At 40.0% G+C, this 16,985-nt stretch carries 18 protein-coding genes; 9 read left to right on the forward strand and 9 right to left on the reverse strand.

What is annotated here, in order from left to right; genetic code table 11:
- Nucleotides 1-206 precede the first annotated feature (206 nt).
- From ATS74_RS02835 to ATS74_RS02870, 8 genes are all read left to right on the forward strand, one after another.
- The gene (locus ATS74_RS02835) at nucleotides 207-647 is read left to right on the forward strand and encodes a MerR family transcriptional regulator (RefSeq protein ID WP_058547417.1); all 441 of its coding nucleotides are present in this window, start codon (nucleotides 207-209) and stop codon (nucleotides 645-647) included.
- On the forward strand, nucleotides 640-2,883 hold the full coding sequence (locus ATS74_RS02840) for a heavy metal translocating P-type ATPase (RefSeq protein WP_058547418.1): 2,244 nt from the start codon (nucleotides 640-642) through the stop codon (nucleotides 2,881-2,883). Before ATS74_RS02835 ends, ATS74_RS02840 begins: the two co-directional genes overlap by 8 nt.
- A gap of 10 nt (nucleotides 2,884-2,893) precedes the next feature.
- Entirely contained in the window at nucleotides 2,894-3,247 is a 354-nt protein-coding gene (locus ATS74_RS02845) for a cupredoxin domain-containing protein (RefSeq protein ID WP_058547419.1), read from the forward strand.
- A 96-nt stretch (nucleotides 3,248-3,343) separates the two neighbouring features.
- Nucleotides 3,344-3,559, forward strand: coding sequence for a TIGR02450 family Trp-rich protein (locus ATS74_RS02850; RefSeq protein WP_058547420.1), 216 nt, complete (start codon nucleotides 3,344-3,346; stop codon nucleotides 3,557-3,559).
- Nucleotides 3,560-4,181: 622 nt separating this feature from the next.
- Complete coding sequence (locus ATS74_RS02855) at nucleotides 4,182-4,394, forward strand: EF-hand domain-containing protein (RefSeq protein WP_058547421.1); 213 nt, start codon at nucleotides 4,182-4,184, stop codon at nucleotides 4,392-4,394.
- Nucleotides 4,395-4,563: 169 nt separating this feature from the next.
- Nucleotides 4,564-4,764 (forward strand): hypothetical protein, encoded by a 201-nt coding sequence (locus ATS74_RS02860; RefSeq protein WP_058547422.1) that lies wholly within the window; start codon nucleotides 4,564-4,566, stop codon nucleotides 4,762-4,764.
- Nucleotides 4,765-4,845: 81 nt separating this feature from the next.
- Nucleotides 4,846-5,061 (forward strand): EF-hand domain-containing protein, encoded by a 216-nt coding sequence (locus tag ATS74_RS02865; protein WP_058547423.1) that lies wholly within the window; start codon nucleotides 4,846-4,848, stop codon nucleotides 5,059-5,061.
- A 233-nt stretch (nucleotides 5,062-5,294) separates the two neighbouring features.
- Complete coding sequence (locus tag ATS74_RS02870; RefSeq protein ID WP_058547424.1) at nucleotides 5,295-6,242, forward strand: EAL-associated domain-containing protein; 948 nt, start codon at nucleotides 5,295-5,297, stop codon at nucleotides 6,240-6,242.
- A gap of 43 nt (nucleotides 6,243-6,285) precedes the next feature.
- Here the strand turns inward: ATS74_RS02870 and ATS74_RS02875 are convergent, their stop codons facing one another.
- Nucleotides 6,286-7,905: a M28 family metallopeptidase gene (locus tag ATS74_RS02875; RefSeq protein ID WP_058547425.1), complete on the reverse strand. Its 1,620-nt coding sequence runs from the start codon at nucleotides 7,903-7,905 to the stop codon at nucleotides 6,286-6,288.
- Nucleotides 7,906-8,107: 202 nt separating this feature from the next.
- The gene (locus tag ATS74_RS02880; protein ID WP_058547426.1) at nucleotides 8,108-8,347 is read right to left on the reverse strand and encodes an RNA recognition motif domain-containing protein; all 240 of its coding nucleotides are present in this window, start codon (nucleotides 8,345-8,347) and stop codon (nucleotides 8,108-8,110) included.
- A gap of 215 nt (nucleotides 8,348-8,562) precedes the next feature.
- Here ATS74_RS02880 and ATS74_RS02885 point away from each other — a divergent pair, with 215 nt between their 5' ends.
- Nucleotides 8,563-9,840, forward strand: a complete 1,278-nt coding sequence (locus ATS74_RS02885) for a VCBS domain-containing protein (RefSeq protein WP_058547528.1) — start codon at nucleotides 8,563-8,565, stop codon at nucleotides 9,838-9,840.
- An 85-nt stretch (nucleotides 9,841-9,925) separates the two neighbouring features.
- Here ATS74_RS02885 and lipA read toward each other — a convergent pair whose 3' ends face one another.
- The 7 genes from lipA to mrdA all read right to left on the reverse strand — a co-directional run bounded on the left by lipA (nucleotide 9,926) and on the right by mrdA (nucleotide 16,980).
- Entirely contained in the window at nucleotides 9,926-10,891 is a 966-nt protein-coding gene (lipA, locus tag ATS74_RS02890; RefSeq protein ID WP_058547427.1) for a lipoyl synthase, read from the reverse strand.
- Nucleotides 10,888-11,541 (reverse strand): lipoyl(octanoyl) transferase LipB, encoded by a 654-nt coding sequence (gene lipB / locus ATS74_RS02895; RefSeq protein ID WP_058547428.1) that lies wholly within the window; start codon nucleotides 11,539-11,541, stop codon nucleotides 10,888-10,890. Before lipB ends, lipA begins: the two co-directional genes overlap by 4 nt.
- 19 nt (nucleotides 11,542-11,560) lie before the next feature.
- Nucleotides 11,561-11,839, reverse strand: coding sequence for a DUF493 family protein YbeD (gene ybeD, locus ATS74_RS02900; protein ID WP_058547429.1), 279 nt, complete (start codon nucleotides 11,837-11,839; stop codon nucleotides 11,561-11,563).
- Between the two features lie 179 nt (nucleotides 11,840-12,018).
- Nucleotides 12,019-13,179 carry a serine hydrolase gene (locus ATS74_RS02905; protein WP_058547529.1) on the reverse strand — a complete coding sequence of 387 codons (1,161 nt, stop codon included), beginning with the start codon at nucleotides 13,177-13,179 and terminating at the stop codon, nucleotides 12,019-12,021.
- A 53-nt stretch (nucleotides 13,180-13,232) separates the two neighbouring features.
- Nucleotides 13,233-13,997: a septal ring lytic transglycosylase RlpA family protein gene (locus ATS74_RS02910; RefSeq protein ID WP_058547430.1), complete on the reverse strand. Its 765-nt coding sequence runs from the start codon at nucleotides 13,995-13,997 to the stop codon at nucleotides 13,233-13,235.
- Nucleotides 13,997-15,103, reverse strand: coding sequence for a rod shape-determining protein RodA (gene rodA / locus ATS74_RS02915; protein ID WP_058547431.1), 1,107 nt, complete (start codon nucleotides 15,101-15,103; stop codon nucleotides 13,997-13,999). Before rodA ends, ATS74_RS02910 begins: the two co-directional genes overlap by 1 nt.
- Nucleotides 15,103-16,980: a penicillin-binding protein 2 gene (gene mrdA / locus ATS74_RS02920; RefSeq protein WP_058547432.1), complete on the reverse strand. Its 1,878-nt coding sequence runs from the start codon at nucleotides 16,978-16,980 to the stop codon at nucleotides 15,103-15,105. The genes rodA and mrdA overlap by 1 nt, the downstream gene beginning before the upstream one ends.
- Nucleotides 16,981-16,985: the final 5 nt, after the last annotated feature.

The raw sequence follows: 16,985 nt of genomic DNA on the forward strand, positions 1-16,985 counted from the left end.
AGGCTGTTAATTTAAATTAAAGTATTAAAGAACAATAGCCCCTAATACTTTTATCCCTCTTATTTGAGCGCTCTAGTCAGAGCGCTTTTACTTTTGCGCTAAATCAGCTTCAGTAAATTTAAATTATGCTTTAATGCTCCCTCTATTGACCTATGTGTTGCACATAGGTTTATTATTGATCTATTGAAATTCCACGGAGCTAAATTATGTATGTAAAACAATTAGCCAAATTAATGGATGTGACGCCTGATACCGTTCGTCATTACACCCGTGTGGGTCTTTTAAACCCAATACGCAGTGAAAACAATGGATACCAGCAATATACCAAGGCAGACAAACAGCGGTTACAATTTATTATAAGCGCTCGCCAATTGGGGTTTTCTATAAAAGATGTGCAACATATTATTGGTGAGTCAGTGCAAGGCAATTGCCCATGCCCACTTACGCGTAAGATTATAGCCAAGCGTTTAGAAGAAACAGAAGTGCTGTTTCAAGAAACGCTTAAATTACGTACGCGTATGCAATCGGCACTAAAACAATGGGATGCATCTGCCGATGGTGCTGTTTCAAGTGATGTATGCAGTTTAATAGAAACATTTGTCGATCCTATTCCAAAGCCTGTAAAAATAGAGGTGCGTGATGAGTAGCAGCAAAAACACCGAACTTAACTTTATGATTGAAGGTGCTAATTGTGGCAGCTGTGTTGCTAAAATAGAAAAAGCCCTAAAAAGTGTGCAAGGCGCAAACAATGTAGAAATGAACTTTGCAGAGCGTACAGTAAGAGTAGAGGGAAGCGCGGAGCAAAACACACTAATAAAAGCGGTTGAAAACATAGGCTATGGCGCAAAACCTATGAGTAATAAATCTGATCAAGACGCTCTTGACGAAAAAGCTAAATCGGATGATGCGCATTACAAAAAACTCATGCGAAATATGATGCTTGCCTTAGGTTTAGGTGTACCTTTAATGGTTTACGGCCTTATTTTTGATATGAGTGTATCGACAACAACGCAGCGTATTGCATGGTTTGTTGTAGGCATTATTACCCTTGTGGTAATGGCGATATCGGGCAAGCAGTTTTATAGAGGTGCATGGCAGGCATTTAAAAACCATGCTGCAAATATGGATACGTTAATAGCACTTGGTACAGGTACTGCGTGGTTATATTCAATGTTTGTGGTAATTGCACCTAGTTTATTACCTGAAGTGGCAAGACACGTATATTTTGAAGCATCATCGATGATCATCGGTTTAATTAGTTTAGGCCTTGCCTTTGAAGTAAAAGCTCGCGGGCGCACTTCGCAGGCAATCAAGCGCTTAATTGGTCTGCAAGCTAAAACTGCGCGTGTTGTACGCAAGGGGCAAGAGCAAGATATTGATATAAATGATGTGCAAAAAAACGATCACGTGCGCGTACGCCCTGGCGAAAAAATACCGGTAGATGGCAATGTACTTGAAGGTAGTAGCCGTGTTGACGAGTCAATGCTTACAGGTGAACCTATGCCTGTAAGCAAACAAGCCGATGATAAAGTTGTTGCTGGTAGCATAAATAAAAGTGGCACTTTATTATTTGAAGCCACGCATGTTGGCCACGAAACCACCCTTGCTAATATTATTAATATGGTAAAACGGGCACAAAACTCAAAGCCTTCAATAGGGCGCTTAGCCGATGTTATTTCGGGTATATTTGTACCCACAGTGATGATTATTGCCATATTAGCTGCGCTCGCATGGCTAAACTTTGGCCCAGAGCCTTCGATTGCTTATGCAGTGGTCGCGCTTACCACTGTGCTTATAATTGCTTGCCCGTGTGCGCTTGGTTTAGCAACGCCTATGTCGGTAATGGTAGGCGTTGGTAAAGCGGCTGAGTCGGGTATTTTGATTCGTAATGGCGAGTCATTGCAAACCACCTCTAAAATAACCACCATGATTTTAGATAAAACCGGCACTATCACGCAAGGTGCACCACAAGTAACAGATGTTGTTACATTTAATAGCGCAGATGAAAACAACGTTATGCAGCTAGTTGCAAGCCTTGAGAGTAGCTCTGAGCACCCTCTGGCAGAGGCTATTATGCAGCATGCTAAAAAACAAAACGTAACGTTGAGTAAGGTTACTGACTTTGACGCCATTACCGGTAAAGGTGTAAGCGGTAAGGTAAATGGGCAACCTTTGTTATTTGGTAATAAAGGACTTATGGATAAGTACGAGATTGCTGTTGGTGAGGCTACTGAGCAAGCACACAGCTTTGCAAAAGAGGCTAAAACGCCCATGTATTTTGCTTGTGATAACCAGCTAATGGCGCTAATTGCGGTGGCCGATCCGATAAAAGAAGACTCTGCTGAGGCAATAAAACGTCTACAACATAAAGGTGTTCACCTTGTTATGCTAACAGGTGATAACAAAGCGACAGCACAAGCGGTTGCCAAAAAAGTAGGAATAGATGATTTTATAGCTGAAGTTTTGCCACAGGACAAAGTAAACGAAGTGAGTAAACGTCAGCAGCAGGGCGAGATTGTTGGTATGACTGGCGATGGTATTAACGATGCTCCTGCGCTTGCTAAGGCGGATGTAGGCTTTGCAATTGGTACTGGCACAGATGTAGCTATAGAAAGTGCAGATATAACGTTAATGCGAGGCTCACTCCATGGCCTAGCTGATGCAATAGCGATAAGCAGTGCAACTATTGGTAACATTAAGCAAAACCTGTTTGGTGCTTTTATATATAACGTAGCGGGTATTCCTATTGCGGCAGGCGTGCTTTATCCATTTTTTGGCTTGTTATTAAACCCTGTGGTAGCGGGAGCCGCTATGGCGCTTTCATCGTTAACGGTGGTTACTAACGCTAACCGCTTACGCTTTTTTAAGCCTAATAAATTCTAGGGAGTAAATTATGTTGATGATTAATATACTCGGCGCCATTGTAATAGCTGCCATTATTTACTGGTTTTGGTTATATAAACCAAAGCAAATTCAAACTGATGACAATACAGTCACCATAGTGGTAGATAACGGCGTGTACCAGCCTGGTAATATAAAAGTTGCGGCCAATAAACAAGTCACGCTTACTTTTAATAGAAAAGACAGTGCGCCATGCGCCGAAACCGTTGTATTTCCAGCGCTTGATATAAGCAAAAGCTTGGCAATGGGAGATGATAATAAAATCACCTTGCCTGCACTAAAAGCTGGCGAATACGACTTTCATTGCCAAATGCAAATGTATAAAGGTAAGTTGATTGCTCTGTAACTTAAGCTTAGCTAAGTAATATATATACGGCCTAGCTGTTTGTTGAGCTAAACAATGGATTAGGCCGTATTACTAAAAAAACGATTATTTAAAATGATGAATAAATTAAACCCAAAAAAACTACTTAATAGTAAGTGGACCGCAACACCAGCCATTAATAAAGAAAAACACTTTATTATTGTCGAAGTTGAATACGACGAAGATGCTAATGTAATTGCGTGTGTTACTGAGTCGGTATTTTCTAAAAACCAATACCCAATTAGTTGGCGCGATTTAAAAGACCCTCAAAAGTGGTGCCAAGGCTGGAAATAGCTTCCATGCATTCAACCTTTACATTTATTGTATAAGCAAAGCCACGGAGTAAAGGCTTTTACCGGTGGTACTGCATTTTAAACTCCCTACAAAAAACATAATGTTAAAGAGGATTTAATAGGTCTTAGGCTTTGCAAATTTCTTTTTTAAATACAGCGGCCCAAATAAAATTCGCCATTTGGCAACAAAACCATATTTTTCTAAATATTTCTTAAAATCTCGATAAATTATTTTTAAATTATTTATAAAGCACTATATTTCAATAGCTTAAGTATATTAACTTTACGCTTTAAATTCCGTTTACTTTTCTGTTCATAGTAAGTTTATTCTCATAACCATTAAATTATCTATTCTAGTTAGTAATTAGCTTTATTGTGTCTTTTTTATTAATCATAACTTATTGATTAAATTGATGTATTTATAACCCTACTGAATGCTGTTGCTAAAAAGCAACAAAATTACTCCCATCGTAATGCTTTTTCGATACGTTTTTAGCTTAACTGTATGTTTTTAAATAAAAAATAAAAAATGGCATCGAAGTTGTAATACCTTAAATGTAATTAGCAAAACGTGATGAAAGCCTCTGGCCTTAATCGCAACAACCCAATGAAGGAATACGATTATGAAAACATTTCAGTCAACATTAGTACTAATGGCTTTAGCTTCTTCATCAGCGGCTTTTGCAGCAACAGATTTTGATACGTTAGACACAGATGGTAATGGCGCAGTTAGCCTAGCCGAAGCATCAGTAGATGCAGAACTTTTAGGCCAATTTGAAGAACTTGATACAAACCAAGACGGTGAGTTATCACAAGATGAGTTTTCTAAGGCATAAGTTAAAACCAGCTAATGCTCTATGATGCGATCTAAATTCTGAGTTGCCAAAGACAACCTAAATAGGCAAGGGAGCCTATTAAAAAGAATAACCAGGAAGTGAATAGTGACCAACATAGAGCAAATTTTTAGAGCTATTTAGATTTTGCATGTAATTGAAGGATTTAATTATGACAAAGCTGCAATCAGCCCTCGTTCTTTTAACACTGGTTTCATCATCAGTGGTATTTGCAAATACAGATTTTAAAACTCTCGATGCACACGAGCAGGCTTTACAATCTCAAAACGAAGTGCAAACAAAGCAATTGATGGAACAACTAAATATGCAAAGTCATGATGGCCTCACTGAAAACGATTTTTTTGAATATTAATTTATACAAAATCGACTCCTAAAGGATCTTCGAAAAGGACTTCTTACCCATTAATCAGGCTTAACGCCTAAGGAAATGATTATGAAAACACTACATAAAACGCTAGCTCTTGCGGCACTTGTTTCTTCTTCAGCGGCTTTTGCTGCGGTAGATTTTAGCTCTTTTGATGCTGATGGCGATGGTGTTATTAGCAAAACAGAAGCAAAAGTTAATTCTCAACTAGTGCAGTTATTTGATCAATTAGACGCAGATGGAAATGGCGAGTTATCTAAAGAAGAGTTTTCAAAGGTTCAATAATTAGCTCTATATTAAGCGCATTAAAAACCTAACCGGTCATACTCACAAAGCAGCTAAGTAATTAATACTTAGCTGCTTTTTTTGTGCGTTAAAGAAGAATTTAATCTGATTTGTCACCAAAGGAGTGCAACCGTTAGCTTATTTAAAATATAAGTTATTGAATATACTTGCTTTTAATACTTGGTTTTAAACTTGCTTAGCTACTTACAGAGTTAATCTATGAGTGTAAAAATATGGCGCGAATGAGTTATATAAGTAGTGTAGAGCGTTACCACGAGTATGAGCATGTAATACATAGCTTGCTCGAATCAATTTTAATGAGTATTGAAGATGGCTTAACTAAAGAGCGAGATACTCGTTATCTTGTAAAGCAGTATCCATTTTTAGAATTACAATATTGCTTAAATGAACAAGGCTTGCAGCAAGGCAATAATGTATGTTTTAAACGCGCGTATGCAAAAAAATTAGGCGCAAGCGGGAACCAACAAGATTTAAGTGAGCGCCCTTACTTTTTACAATCAAAAGCGAATGATGCAGTGTGCTTTACCGATCCTTACATTTCGATTGCAACGCATCATTTATGTATATCGGCAATTAAAGAACTTAAAAAACCTATTAATAATCATCACTATTTAGTGGTTGATGTAAGTTTAACGCAGCTTATAGAGTTTATTATGGGGGATACTGCACGCGCTAATATGTCACCTTACTTTAAAGCAGGGTACGGTGTTATTGTGGCGTGCTTATTTGGCCTTGTGTTATTTTTGCTAAATATTGTTTTTAGCGATATATATGCATTACTAACTCATGTAGACACATCATCAGATCCCTTAGAGCCTTTTAGTATCATTATTTATATCACGCTTGCGTTAGCAGTATTTGATTTAGGTAAAACGATACTTGAAGAAGAAATTTTAATGCACAAGGATATTTTTAGGCATTCATCAACACGGCGCACCATTACCCGGTTTATATCTACTGTGCTAATCGCTATATCTATTGAGGCGCTATTAACTATGTTTAAAGCGGCGCTGGGACAGGCTGAATACCTAATGCCGGCTATTGCGATGATGTTAGCAGTGGTAGGGCTTTTAATTGCATTAGCTATTTATGTTTACTTAGGCGCTAAGGCTGAAACCCTATTAATGCGAGCGCGCTTAAAGCAAAAATCCTCCAAATAGGAGGATTTTTATTATATAAAATTAAAACTGCTAAGCTTGTTTATTATGGCTTATCTTGTGCGCGTTTTGCTTTAAAGTCTGAGTCACTAGTCCATTTAGGCCAGTCACCGTTATTAGCAAGTTGGGAAGCTATATCAACAATAAGCTCTATATCTTGCTTTACGCCACCTAAAGACCACTTTGGCGAGTAATCATCGGCTTCTTTATGGTATTTATGCGCAATGTAATCAGGGTCGGTATCGCCAAGGCTCATAAACAATAAGCTAGGAACGCCTTGCTTAGAAAGAGAGAAATGATCAGATCTAAAAAACAAGCCATTTTGCGGGCGAGGATCCATTTTAACAACGCGGCCTTGCGCTTTAGCGGCTTTTGCTAAATAGCTTTCCATTGTTGATAAGTCTTTGCCGTACTGCAAAATATAATCAGTACCGTCAAGTACGTTCATACCATCAATATTTAATAGCCCTACCATCTGCTTGGTCGGTATAACCGCACCCGAGGCAAATTCTTGCGAGCCAATTAACCCCGTTTCTTCTGCGGTAAAGTTGGCAAAAATAATTGAGCGTTTAAACGGTGTTTGCTGATGGATTTGAATCATAATGCGTGCAATTTCAAGTGTTGCAGCTGTGCCTGAAGCGTTATCTACCGCACCATTATAAATTTTAGGGCCACTATCGGTTTGTTTTGTACCAAAGTGATCCCAATGTGCGCTTATAACCACGTACTCGTCTGGTGATTCGCTACCAGTAATTTGAGCAACTACATTATGTGATTTGGCATGCGATACTTCGTTTTTAAACGAAAGATCCGCTTTTAAATTAAGTGATGTGGCTTTAAAGTCATCATTAAGAGCGCTTTGTTTTAAATCTTGATAGTTAAGCTTTGCAGCATTAAAAATTTGCTCAGTAGCATTAAGAGTTAGCCACCCCATAACAGGTAATTTAGAGGCGTTTAAATTGTTATCCATTAAGGTGTATTTAGTACCTGTATTTGAACTTTCAACTACGCCCCAAGGGTAGGCGGCAGGGGCTGTTTCGTGGACAATAAATACCGCTTTGGCACCTTGGCGTGCTGCTTCTTCATATTTGTAAGTCCAGCGACCGTAGTAGGTCATAGCGTTACCCGTAAATAGCGCATCATTTTGAGTCGCAAATCCAGGGTCGTTTACCAATACGATAACCGTTTTACCCTCAACATCAATGTTTTTATAATCGTTCCAGCCATATTCTGGTGCATTAATACCATAGCCCACAAATACAATATCAGAGCTTCGCAAATCTATTACTGGCTGTAGTTGCTCGGTACGTGCAGTAAAGTCTTTACCCGCAACAAAGCTTAAATCAGCCACGTTTAACTGCATATTTTGATTAGCCGTCACCATCGCCATTTTTACCGGCTGTAAGTATTTGCCTTTATAAGCACCTGTTAAACCAAGCGCTTTATATTGCTCGCTTAAGTAACCCACAGTTTTTACTTCACCATGAGTAAGTGGGCCGCGACCTTGAAAGTCGTCAGAGGCTAACGTTTTAATATGCTGTTTAACGTTATTTAGGCTTACGCCAGAGGGTGTTTCTAGAGGAGAGTATTCGTTAGCAGGCTCTGAGCAGCCAAAGAGTGCAACTAGCAAGCTTAGGCTAGCGCTTTTTAAAAGGGTAGATGCCATAGTCTTCATTTTATTTTTTAAAATAGGCTTTTAATATAAATGAATAGCAGTTGTGATGTCGAACTTTTATGTGTTTACTTCAATAAGATAGATGTGGCAAGCCAGCGCAGGTTTAACTTTATGGTCTCAAGCTCAAAACCTAAATGGAAAAAATAAAAAACCAGCAAATAGCTGGTTTTAATCATATATAGCAAGCAGCTAATTACTCATCTGCGTATTTTACGCGGATTTTGCTTTTATCAACGCTTAGTTGATTAAGTGCTTTAATAGCGCTTTTGCTTTCTATGTCATTTGGCATTTCTACAAAGGCAAAGCCTTTTGACTGGCCAGTCTCTTTATCAAGTACTAAGTTACAAGTAGTCACTTTACCGTGAGCTGCAAACAACGTACGAAGTTCTTGCTCGGTAGTAGCACGAGACAAGTTACGAACTAATAATTTCATATTTAACCTAAATAATGGGTTCAGTAATGATTATCTCAAGTAACTTAGCTTTAACCTAATTTTATTTTTATCCTCTCATTTAAAGCTGTTTTTATGAAGTAGTTAAGCCTAAAAGTATAAAGCCGCATTGGTAATAAATATCTAGTTATTAAAACAAATAATTGGTAAGTTATATTTTACTTTATTTACTTACCATTAACCTGGGCTGGTTGTTTATGTCAAAGTTTGGCTTGCGTGTTTTAACAATTTTTTCTGTTTGTTCTTTGGGTATTTTAGCTGTAGGGTGCGGCAGCTCAGGGTCTAAAGGTGAGCCTGTAAATGCATCGGTTGTAGCGCAAAGCGCCGCGGTAATTAGCGGTCAAACAGCTGTAAGTATTGAAAGCAGTCGAGAAATTGCAATAACAGGTGAACTATCTATAACAGATGCACAAACCAATGAAGCAGTATTTAAAGCGCAAAACAATAACGCCACAGCTTATGGTTCTTTTAGTTTAACAGAGGACGGAAATTGGTCATATACAGTCAATGTTGACTATGCCACTGTTAGTGCACTAAGCGAAGGCGAAACCTTACTTGATGAAGTGATTGTCACATCAGCTGATGGTACTACTGCCACAGTGTCTATAACAATTATAGGTACTGCAGGCCCTGACGATTTTATAGTAAGCGAAGAGACAGTGCTTAACGCTGATGGCGCTAATACAGGGCTAAGTGCTTATACATTAATAGAAAATGCTTTTAGTGAAGGTTCAATTGAATCACCCGATATATATAGCGGCAATCATCAAGGTGTTGAACATATTATTGAAGATACCGACTCAATAATTGGTAATCACTTTGTGTTTTTAGCGCATCGCGATGATGACCAGGATAAAGACAAAGGCGCAACCGACCGCCAGCGCAACGAAATAAAAGCTTATGATAAATCACCCGCGGCAACACTTGCCTTTAAAGGCGAAACCGTACAATACACTTGGAAATTTAAAGTCTCTAGTGAGCTTGAGCTGAGCAGTAAGTTCAGTCATTTTTTTCAAATAAAAGCTCGTAACGATAGCAACGACAACACTAATGGCAACGACGACCAACCTATTATTACGCTCTCGGGTGCACAAAAAAACAGTACAGGTAATCAGCTGCAAGTGAGATATAGCGCAGGCTTTGACGAAAACGGTAACAGCACTGGGCTTGATAAAAACCTTATAGAAACCGACTGGTCACTCATTACTGATGAATGGGTAGCGGTATTTGTTCAAGCTACTTTTAGCGAAGAAGGTAAGTTTGATATGACCCTCACCCGCTTAAGTGATAACGAAGAGCTATTTAATATAAGCGAGCAAAACATAGATATGTGGCGTGGTTTTAGCAATGATGACTTTGCTCGCCCTAAATGGGGAGTTTATCGCTCAATAGCAGAAACCGATAGCCTTCGCGCCGAGGAAGAACAGGTACGATTTGCCGATTTTGTTATTAAAAAAGGCGTTTTAACAAAGTGACCGAGAGAATGGATGAAGAATACCCACAAAAAAGCCCTTAAACATTTAATTGATAAGGGCTTTTTTAATACGTATTTAAAAGTAATTATTTTACTTCTTTACCAGCGGCTTGTTGGTCAGCATGGTAACTTGAACGAACAAACGGGCCAGAGGCTGCATGAGTAAAGCCAATTTCATCGGCATACTCTTTTAAGCCGTCAAACTCTGCTGGTGGCACGTAACGTTTAACTGGTAAGTGATGCTTAGAAGGCTGTAAGTATTGGCCAACAGTAAGCATATCTACGTTATGCGCACGTAAATCACGAAGTACTTCTTCTATTTCGCTAATTTCTTCACCTAGACCAACCATTAAGCCAGATTTAGTTTTTACTTCTGGGTGTGCTTCTTTAAAGCGACGAAGTAATTCTAATGACCATTTATAATCAGCGCCTGGGCGTGCAAGTTTGTATAAACGCGGCGCTGTTTCTAAGTTGTGGTTAAACACATCAGGTGGTGTCTCAATTAAAATTTCAAGAGCACGGTCCATGCGACCACGGAAATCTGGCACTAAAATTTCGATGGTAATGGTTGGGTTGTGCTTACGAATTTCGCGAATACAATCGGCAAAATGCTGTGCGCCGCCATCACGTAAATCATCACGGTCAACCGAGGTAATTACTACGTAGCTAAGCTTCATGTCTTTAATTGTTAGTGCAAGCTTTTCAGGCTCTGCTGCATCAGGTTTTAATGGACGACCATGGGCAACATCACAAAACGGGCAACGACGAGTACAAATAGCACCTAAAATCATAAAGGTTGCTGTACCGTGGTTAAAACACTCTGATAGGTTAGGGCACGACGCCTCTTCACATACTGAGTGCAAGCCGTGCTTACGCATTGCTTGTTTAATACCGTCGATACGCTCTGTTGATTTTGGTAAGCGAATTTTAAGCCACTCTGGCTTGCGCAACATTTCAGTTTTTTCTGTTGGTAAAACTTTAACGGGGATCAACGCCATTTTTTCTGCGTCGCGTAGTTTTACACCTGGTTCCATTTTGACTGGTTTATTCATTCGTTTTCAAACCCTTCAGTATGCTTAACCTGTGTTGCATTAAGCTTCTTTATCATGTGTTTTACTAGTCCTTCACCTGCGCTTTGTAGGTTTTGAGGACCATTCAATTCTTTCGTTTGCACCATATTCATGCCGGCATAACCACATGGGTTAATGCGTAAAAACGGGCTCAGGTCCATGTTAACATTTAATGCTAAACCATGAAACGAGCAGCCACGGCGAACTCTTAAACCTAATGATGCAATTTTGCTGTCGTTAACGTAAACACCAGGCGCGTCGGCTTTTGCATATGCATCAATACCGTATTCAGCGAGAGATTCAATAATGCACTCTTCAAGCCAGGTAACAAGTTCACGTACACCAATTTTTAAACGACGTAGATTAAATAATACGTACATCATTTGTTGGCCTGGGCCGTGATAAGTTACTTGGCCGCCGCGATCAACTTTAATCACTTCAATATCGCCTGGGGTGAGTAAGTGCTCGTCTTTACCGGCTTGGCCTTGGGTAAAAACACTGTCGTGTTCAACAAGCCAAATTTCGTCTGGCGAATTGTCATCGCGGGTATCGGTATAAGCCTGCATTTTTTGCCAAATTGGCATATAACGCTGACGCCCAAGCTGGCGAACTATTAAGGTGTTTTCGTTCACAACAAATCTCAACTATGGCTTAAAGCATGTGACGTACGTCATCGATATTGCTGATCACGTTGTAAATTTCTTCAATGTGCTTACCGCTTGTAACCGTAGCCACTAGCGTAACAGACTCATAATTACCTTTGCTGCTAGGTTTTACTTTTGGTGCGTAATCACCCGGAGCAATAGGTTGTAATTTAGTTAGAATTTGATCTGTTAGATTAACGTTCGCTAAACCCATAATTTTAAATGTGAATGGGCAAGGGTACTCTAGGTACTCATCAAATTTAGTATCTTTAACAGGTTGAACCACGACGGTGACTCCTCATACAAAAGTGTGGACTCTATGCAAAGCTCGAAGCTTAATACAGATAGGCAATTAGCAGTGTTGCATATATGGGGCGCATTCTAGCATTTTTCAAGCAAAAAAAAACGCCTCATAACAGAGGCGCTTTGTTTAACAACCCAACAACTGTGGGTTTATTTTTACGTTTACATAATTTGTAAGCGTAAGTAGTCGTAAATTTTGCTAAAGAAGCTGCCTTCTTCCACTTCTTCAAGTGTTACTAGTGGGTATTGTGCAATGTCTTCACCCTCTAGTTGTAAGAATAGAGTGCCTACTTTAGTGCCTTTAGCTAGTGGCGCTTCTAGTGTGTTGTCTAGCTCAAAGTTAGCTTTTAGGTTTTTATGCTGACCACGTGGAATAGTAATAGGGGTATCTTCTAAAATACCTAACGATACGTTTTCTTTGTTACCCATCCAAATACGTTGCTCTGCAAAGCTATCGCCAGCTTTGTAAGGTGTAATTGTTTCAAAAAAGCGAAATCCATAGTTAAGTAGTTTTTTGCTTTCAACTTTACGAGCACGTTCGCTTGATGTGCCCATAACAACAGCGATTAAACGCATATCGTTTTTAGTTGCAGAAGTAACTAAACTATAGCCTGCCTCTGATGTGTGACCCGTTTTAATACCGTCTACATCTAGGCTTTCGTCCCATAATAATGAGTTACGGTTGTACTGTTTAATACCGTTGTAAGTGAATGACTTTTGCTTATAAAGTGCGTACTCGTCTGGTACATCACGAATAAGTGCAGCGCCAAGCGTTGCCATATCGCGTGGTGTTGTGTAGTGCTCGTTAGTATCAAGGCCGTGGCTGTTGATAAAGTGGCTATTGCTCATACCTAATTTAGCAGCGTGGGCATTCATCAAATCAGCAAAGGCGCTTTCGCTACCCGCAATATGTTCAGCCATTGCTACACACGCATCGTTACCTGATTGAATAATAATACCGTGGTTAAGCTCATCAACACTAATTTGCTTACCTACTTCAATAAACATTTTAGATGATTCAGGGAAGTTTTTAGCCCATGCTTTTTCACTTACCGTTACCATATCGGTAGGTGCAATATTACCTGCGTTAATTTCGGTGCCAATTACATAACTGGTCATCATTTTAGTTAAGCTTGCAGGTGCAAGTTGTGTATCTGCTTCACCCTCAGCAATTACTTTACCTGTTGTAAAGTCTACTAAAAAATAACCTTTTGCATTAATTTGAGGTGGTGCCGGAATAATTTGGGCGCTGGCTGAAAATACGGCGGCTGTACAAACTAAGCCGCATACACCTTTGAGGATTTTATGTTTAATAGATTTCATCATACTCATTAATGGTTAAAGTTAAAAATTCGCGTTATGCCATTCTAAAGGTCTTACTGAGTGTAAAGCAAGAACGCGTTTTGAAATTGATTTTGTTTTAATTTTTTTAATACCTGGTCAGCATGTTGGGAGTCTTTAATTGGCCCTAAATGCAACCTGTAAATAGCGTCTTTCTGCACGATATTTGTTGGTAATTTGTATTGAGCACGCAATGTGCTGGCAAGCGCTTCTATATTAGCAAGTGTACTTCCTGCTGCTACTTGAATATACGTTTGACGCGCGGCTGATCCTGCAAGCGTAACGGCCTCTAACTTAACCTTGGCTGTACCATGATTGTAGTAGCCGAGTTTGTAAGCGGCTGCGTAAGATAAGTCTATAATTCTATCATCATGAAATGGTCCACGGTCATTAACACGTACTATAACTGATTTACCATTAGCAGTGTTTGTTACACGTACAAAGCTCGGTAGTGGCAGTGTTTTATGAGCAGCAGTCATGGCAAACATGTCGTATGTTTCGCCGTTTGAAGTGTGATAGCCATGAAACTTTCGGCCATACCACGATGCAATCCCTTCTTCTTTATAGCCTGTTTCATCTAGCATTGGGCTATATCGTTTACCTAGCACTTCGTATGAGCGACTCGCACTGGCACTTTTTTTAACATCAACCACAACCGCATCTTGCATTTCAAGAGTTGTAGGGGCTCTAAGCGGTGCTGCGTCATGGCGCATACTATAGCGGCTACTTGGGCCACTACTACATGCACTTAAAAGAAGTATTAATGATGTAATAAATAAAAGCTTAGTTGAGTGTCGCATTATTTTAAAAGCATCCTTTTATCTGTCGCAATCGACATAATAATGCCAAATCCGGCCATTAACGTCACCATTGATGTGCCGCCATAACTAATTAGTGGAAGCGGTACACCTACAACGGGCAGCAAGCCCGACACCATGCCTATATTTACAAAAATATAGACAAAAAATGTGAGCGTTAGGGCGCCTGCTAGTAACTTACCAAACGCATCTTGTGCGTTTACAGCAATGTATAAACCTCGGCCAATAATAAATAAGTACAGGCTGAGTAATACACATACACCAAATAACCCAAACTCTTCGCTTAAAACCGAAAATATAAAATCGGTATGGCGCTCTGGTAAAAACTCGAGCTGCGATTGCGTTCCTTGCAACCAGCCTTTGCCTTCTACACCACCAGAACCAATAGCTATTTTAGATTGAATGATATGATACCCCGAGCCAAGCGGGTCACTCTCAGGGTCTAAAAAGGTTAGTACGCGCTGTTTTTGATAATCGTGCATACCGTAGTGCCAAAATGGCCAGGCAGCGAGCCCAACTATAGAACTTAAAAAGCCAATTAAGCGCCAGCTCAAGCCCGATAAAAACAATACAAAAACCCCAGAACTTGCAATTAATATTGAGGTTCCTAAATCGGGTTGCTCTTTAATTAATAGTGTTGGCAACATAACAATTACAAAGCCAATAATTAAATGCAGTGGGCGAGGTGGTAAATGGTTTCGGCCTATATACCAAGCAACCATCATAGGAACCGCGAGCTTCATTAATTCTGATGGCTGAAAACGGGTGATCCCTAAATTTAACCAGCGCTGTGCACCTTTGGAGCTTACGCCAAATAAAAGCACGCCAACCAGCATAAGTAAGCCTACGCAATAAAGCGGAATAACTAAACGCTTGAGCGTAGCAGGTGAAAACTGGGCAAGTATTACCATGCCAATTATTGCGCCGCCCATACGAGTCATGTGGCGGAGCATCATTGCGGTGTCTTGGCCGCTGGCACTGTAAACAATAGTTATACTGCCTGCCATCATAACTAATAAAGCAATGAGTAATGGCAAGTCGAGGTGCATTCGCATCCAAATAGAGCGTTTATCGTGTAATGCAGTCATTATTGTTGTTTCCCTGCAGGCTCAATAGGGTTAGCTGCAAAATAATAGTCCATTAATTGGCGCGCAATAGGGGCACCTACTGAACTACCACCACCGGTGTTTTCTACCACAATAGATACGACAATTTTAGGATCGTTATACGGTGCAAAACCAATGTATATAGCGTTATCTCGTTGACGCTCTTTTAGTGATTTTGCATCATAACGCTCACCTTGGGCAATACTGACCACTTGGGCCGTACCGGTTTTACCCGCAGGGTCGTAATTAGCGCCTTTAAATGCACGGTGCGCAGTACCTGTTACTTTTTTAACGGTATTGTGCATAGCATCAAGCGCTATACGCCAATGCTCTGGATTGTTTAATACAACAGGTGGTTTTTCTTCGCCATTAATTTGTGTAACTTGATCTTCTTTTTTAGCCACTTGGGCTAAATGTGGCGGATGGTTTATGCCTTTATTAACTAAAATATTGGTCGCGTTTGCTATTTGAATGGGTGTAGCTGTCCAGTAACCTTGTCCAATGCCTACAGAAATTGTATCCCCGCGCCACCACGATTCTTTAAAGCGGCCTTCTTTCCATTCTTTTGATGGCAGTATTGCAGTAGTTTCTTCGTGTATATCTATTCCCGATAGATCCCCAAAGCCAAAACGCGCCATAAAGTTACTAATTTTTGTAATACCTAGGCGATAGGCCGCATCGTAAAAGTAAGTATCGCACGACTCTTCAATCGCTTTGTATACGTCAACATGTCCGTGTCCCCAGCGTTTCCAGTCACGCCATTTGTGATCAACATTAGGGATTTGAAAAAAGCCCGGATCCCACACCGACGTTGACTCTGTCACTATGTTTTCTTCAAGCGCGAGTATAGCCATATGAGGTTTTACAGTAGAGGCCGGTGCATATCGCCCCTGTGTAGTACGGTTGATTAAAGGGCGGTCTGGATTAAGCAATGCTTTGTAATCTTTGCTGCTAATACCGTGTACAAATAAATTAGGGTCGTAGCTTGGGTTTGAGTACAGCGCCAGTACACCGCCATCTTTTGCATCCATAACCACAATTGCACCACGCATATCTTTTAAAGAGTGCTGAGCAATTTGTTGTAAGCCAATATCAAGGGTAAGTACTATATCGCTACCCGGTTGTGGTGGGGTCATACTTAGGGTGCGAATTACACGGCCACGGTTATTTACCTCAACACGCTGTGAGCCAACTTGACCATGTAAAAGTTGTTCGTAATATTTTTCTATACCGAGTTTACCAATGTCGTGCGTAGCACGGTAATTGGTTGCTTGGTCTTCTTGCTCAAGCTTATTAAGCTCTTTACGGTTTAGTTTTGCTACATAACCTAGCGCATGGGTGAGTGTATCGCCGTAAGGGTAATAACGGGCTAGGCGGGCTTCAATACTAAAGCCAGGAAATTTATGCTGATTAACCGAAAACTTAGCAACATCAGACTCGTTTAAACGGGTTTTAAGTACTTGTGATTTAAAACGGCGAGTGTGTTTTATGTCTTTTAAAAAGTCTTCTTTTTGTTGATCAGTAATAGTAATTATTTTGCTAACTTGCTCAAGTGACTTGGCTAAATCGTCCACCTCTTCAGGAATAACCTCAAGGTTATACACTGGTTTGTTTTCAGCCAGAAGTACACCGTTTCTATCGTAAATAAGGCCACGGTTGGGGGCAATAGGAATTACTTTAATGCGGTTGTCGTTAGAGCGGGTTTGGTAATCTTGGTGGTCTTCTACCTGAATGGTGTATAGGTTTGAAAGCAAAATAGCCACTAAACCTAATACAAATACAAAACCCACAAATGCACGCCGTGCAAATAAATTTGCCTCTGCTGAGTGGTCGCGAATAGTGGGTCTTTGTTTCAACATGGCAA

Source organism: Pseudoalteromonas sp. H103, assembly GCF_001469205.1.
GTDB lineage: Bacteria > Pseudomonadota > Gammaproteobacteria > Enterobacterales > Alteromonadaceae > Pseudoalteromonas > Pseudoalteromonas carrageenovora.

Bases quoted from the DNA above. Each gene is read 5' to 3' on its own strand.
- ATS74_RS02835 (WP_058547417.1), top strand. From the start codon at position 207: ATGTATGTAAAACAATTAGCCAAATTAATGGATGTGACGCCTGATACC.
- ATS74_RS02840 (WP_058547418.1), top strand. From the start codon at position 640: ATGAGTAGCAGCAAAAACACCGAACTTAACTTTATGATTGAAGGTGCT.
- ATS74_RS02845 (WP_058547419.1), top strand. From the start codon at position 2,894: ATGTTGATGATTAATATACTCGGCGCCATTGTAATAGCTGCCATTATT.
- ATS74_RS02850 (WP_058547420.1), top strand. From the start codon at position 3,344: ATGAATAAATTAAACCCAAAAAAACTACTTAATAGTAAGTGGACCGCA.
- ATS74_RS02855 (WP_058547421.1), top strand. From the start codon at position 4,182: ATGAAAACATTTCAGTCAACATTAGTACTAATGGCTTTAGCTTCTTCA.
- ATS74_RS02860 (WP_058547422.1), top strand. From the start codon at position 4,564: ATGACAAAGCTGCAATCAGCCCTCGTTCTTTTAACACTGGTTTCATCA.
- ATS74_RS02865 (WP_058547423.1), top strand. From the start codon at position 4,846: ATGAAAACACTACATAAAACGCTAGCTCTTGCGGCACTTGTTTCTTCT.
- ATS74_RS02870 (WP_058547424.1), top strand. From the start codon at position 5,295: ATGGCGCGAATGAGTTATATAAGTAGTGTAGAGCGTTACCACGAGTAT.
- ATS74_RS02875 (WP_058547425.1), bottom strand. From the start codon at position 7,905: ATGGCATCTACCCTTTTAAAAAGCGCTAGCCTAAGCTTGCTAGTTGCA.
- ATS74_RS02880 (WP_058547426.1), bottom strand. From the start codon at position 8,347: ATGAAATTATTAGTTCGTAACTTGTCTCGTGCTACTACCGAGCAAGAA.
- ATS74_RS02885 (WP_058547528.1), top strand. From the start codon at position 8,563: ATGTCAAAGTTTGGCTTGCGTGTTTTAACAATTTTTTCTGTTTGTTCT.
- lipA (WP_058547427.1), bottom strand. From the start codon at position 10,891: ATGAATAAACCAGTCAAAATGGAACCAGGTGTAAAACTACGCGACGCA.
- ATS74_RS02905 (WP_058547529.1), bottom strand. From the start codon at position 13,179: ATGAAATCTATTAAACATAAAATCCTCAAAGGTGTATGCGGCTTAGTT.
- ATS74_RS02910 (WP_058547430.1), bottom strand. From the start codon at position 13,997: ATGCGACACTCAACTAAGCTTTTATTTATTACATCATTAATACTTCTT.
- rodA (WP_058547431.1), bottom strand. From the start codon at position 15,103: ATGACTGCATTACACGATAAACGCTCTATTTGGATGCGAATGCACCTC.
- mrdA (WP_058547432.1), bottom strand. From the start codon at position 16,980: ATGTTGAAACAAAGACCCACTATTCGCGACCACTCAGCAGAGGCAAAT.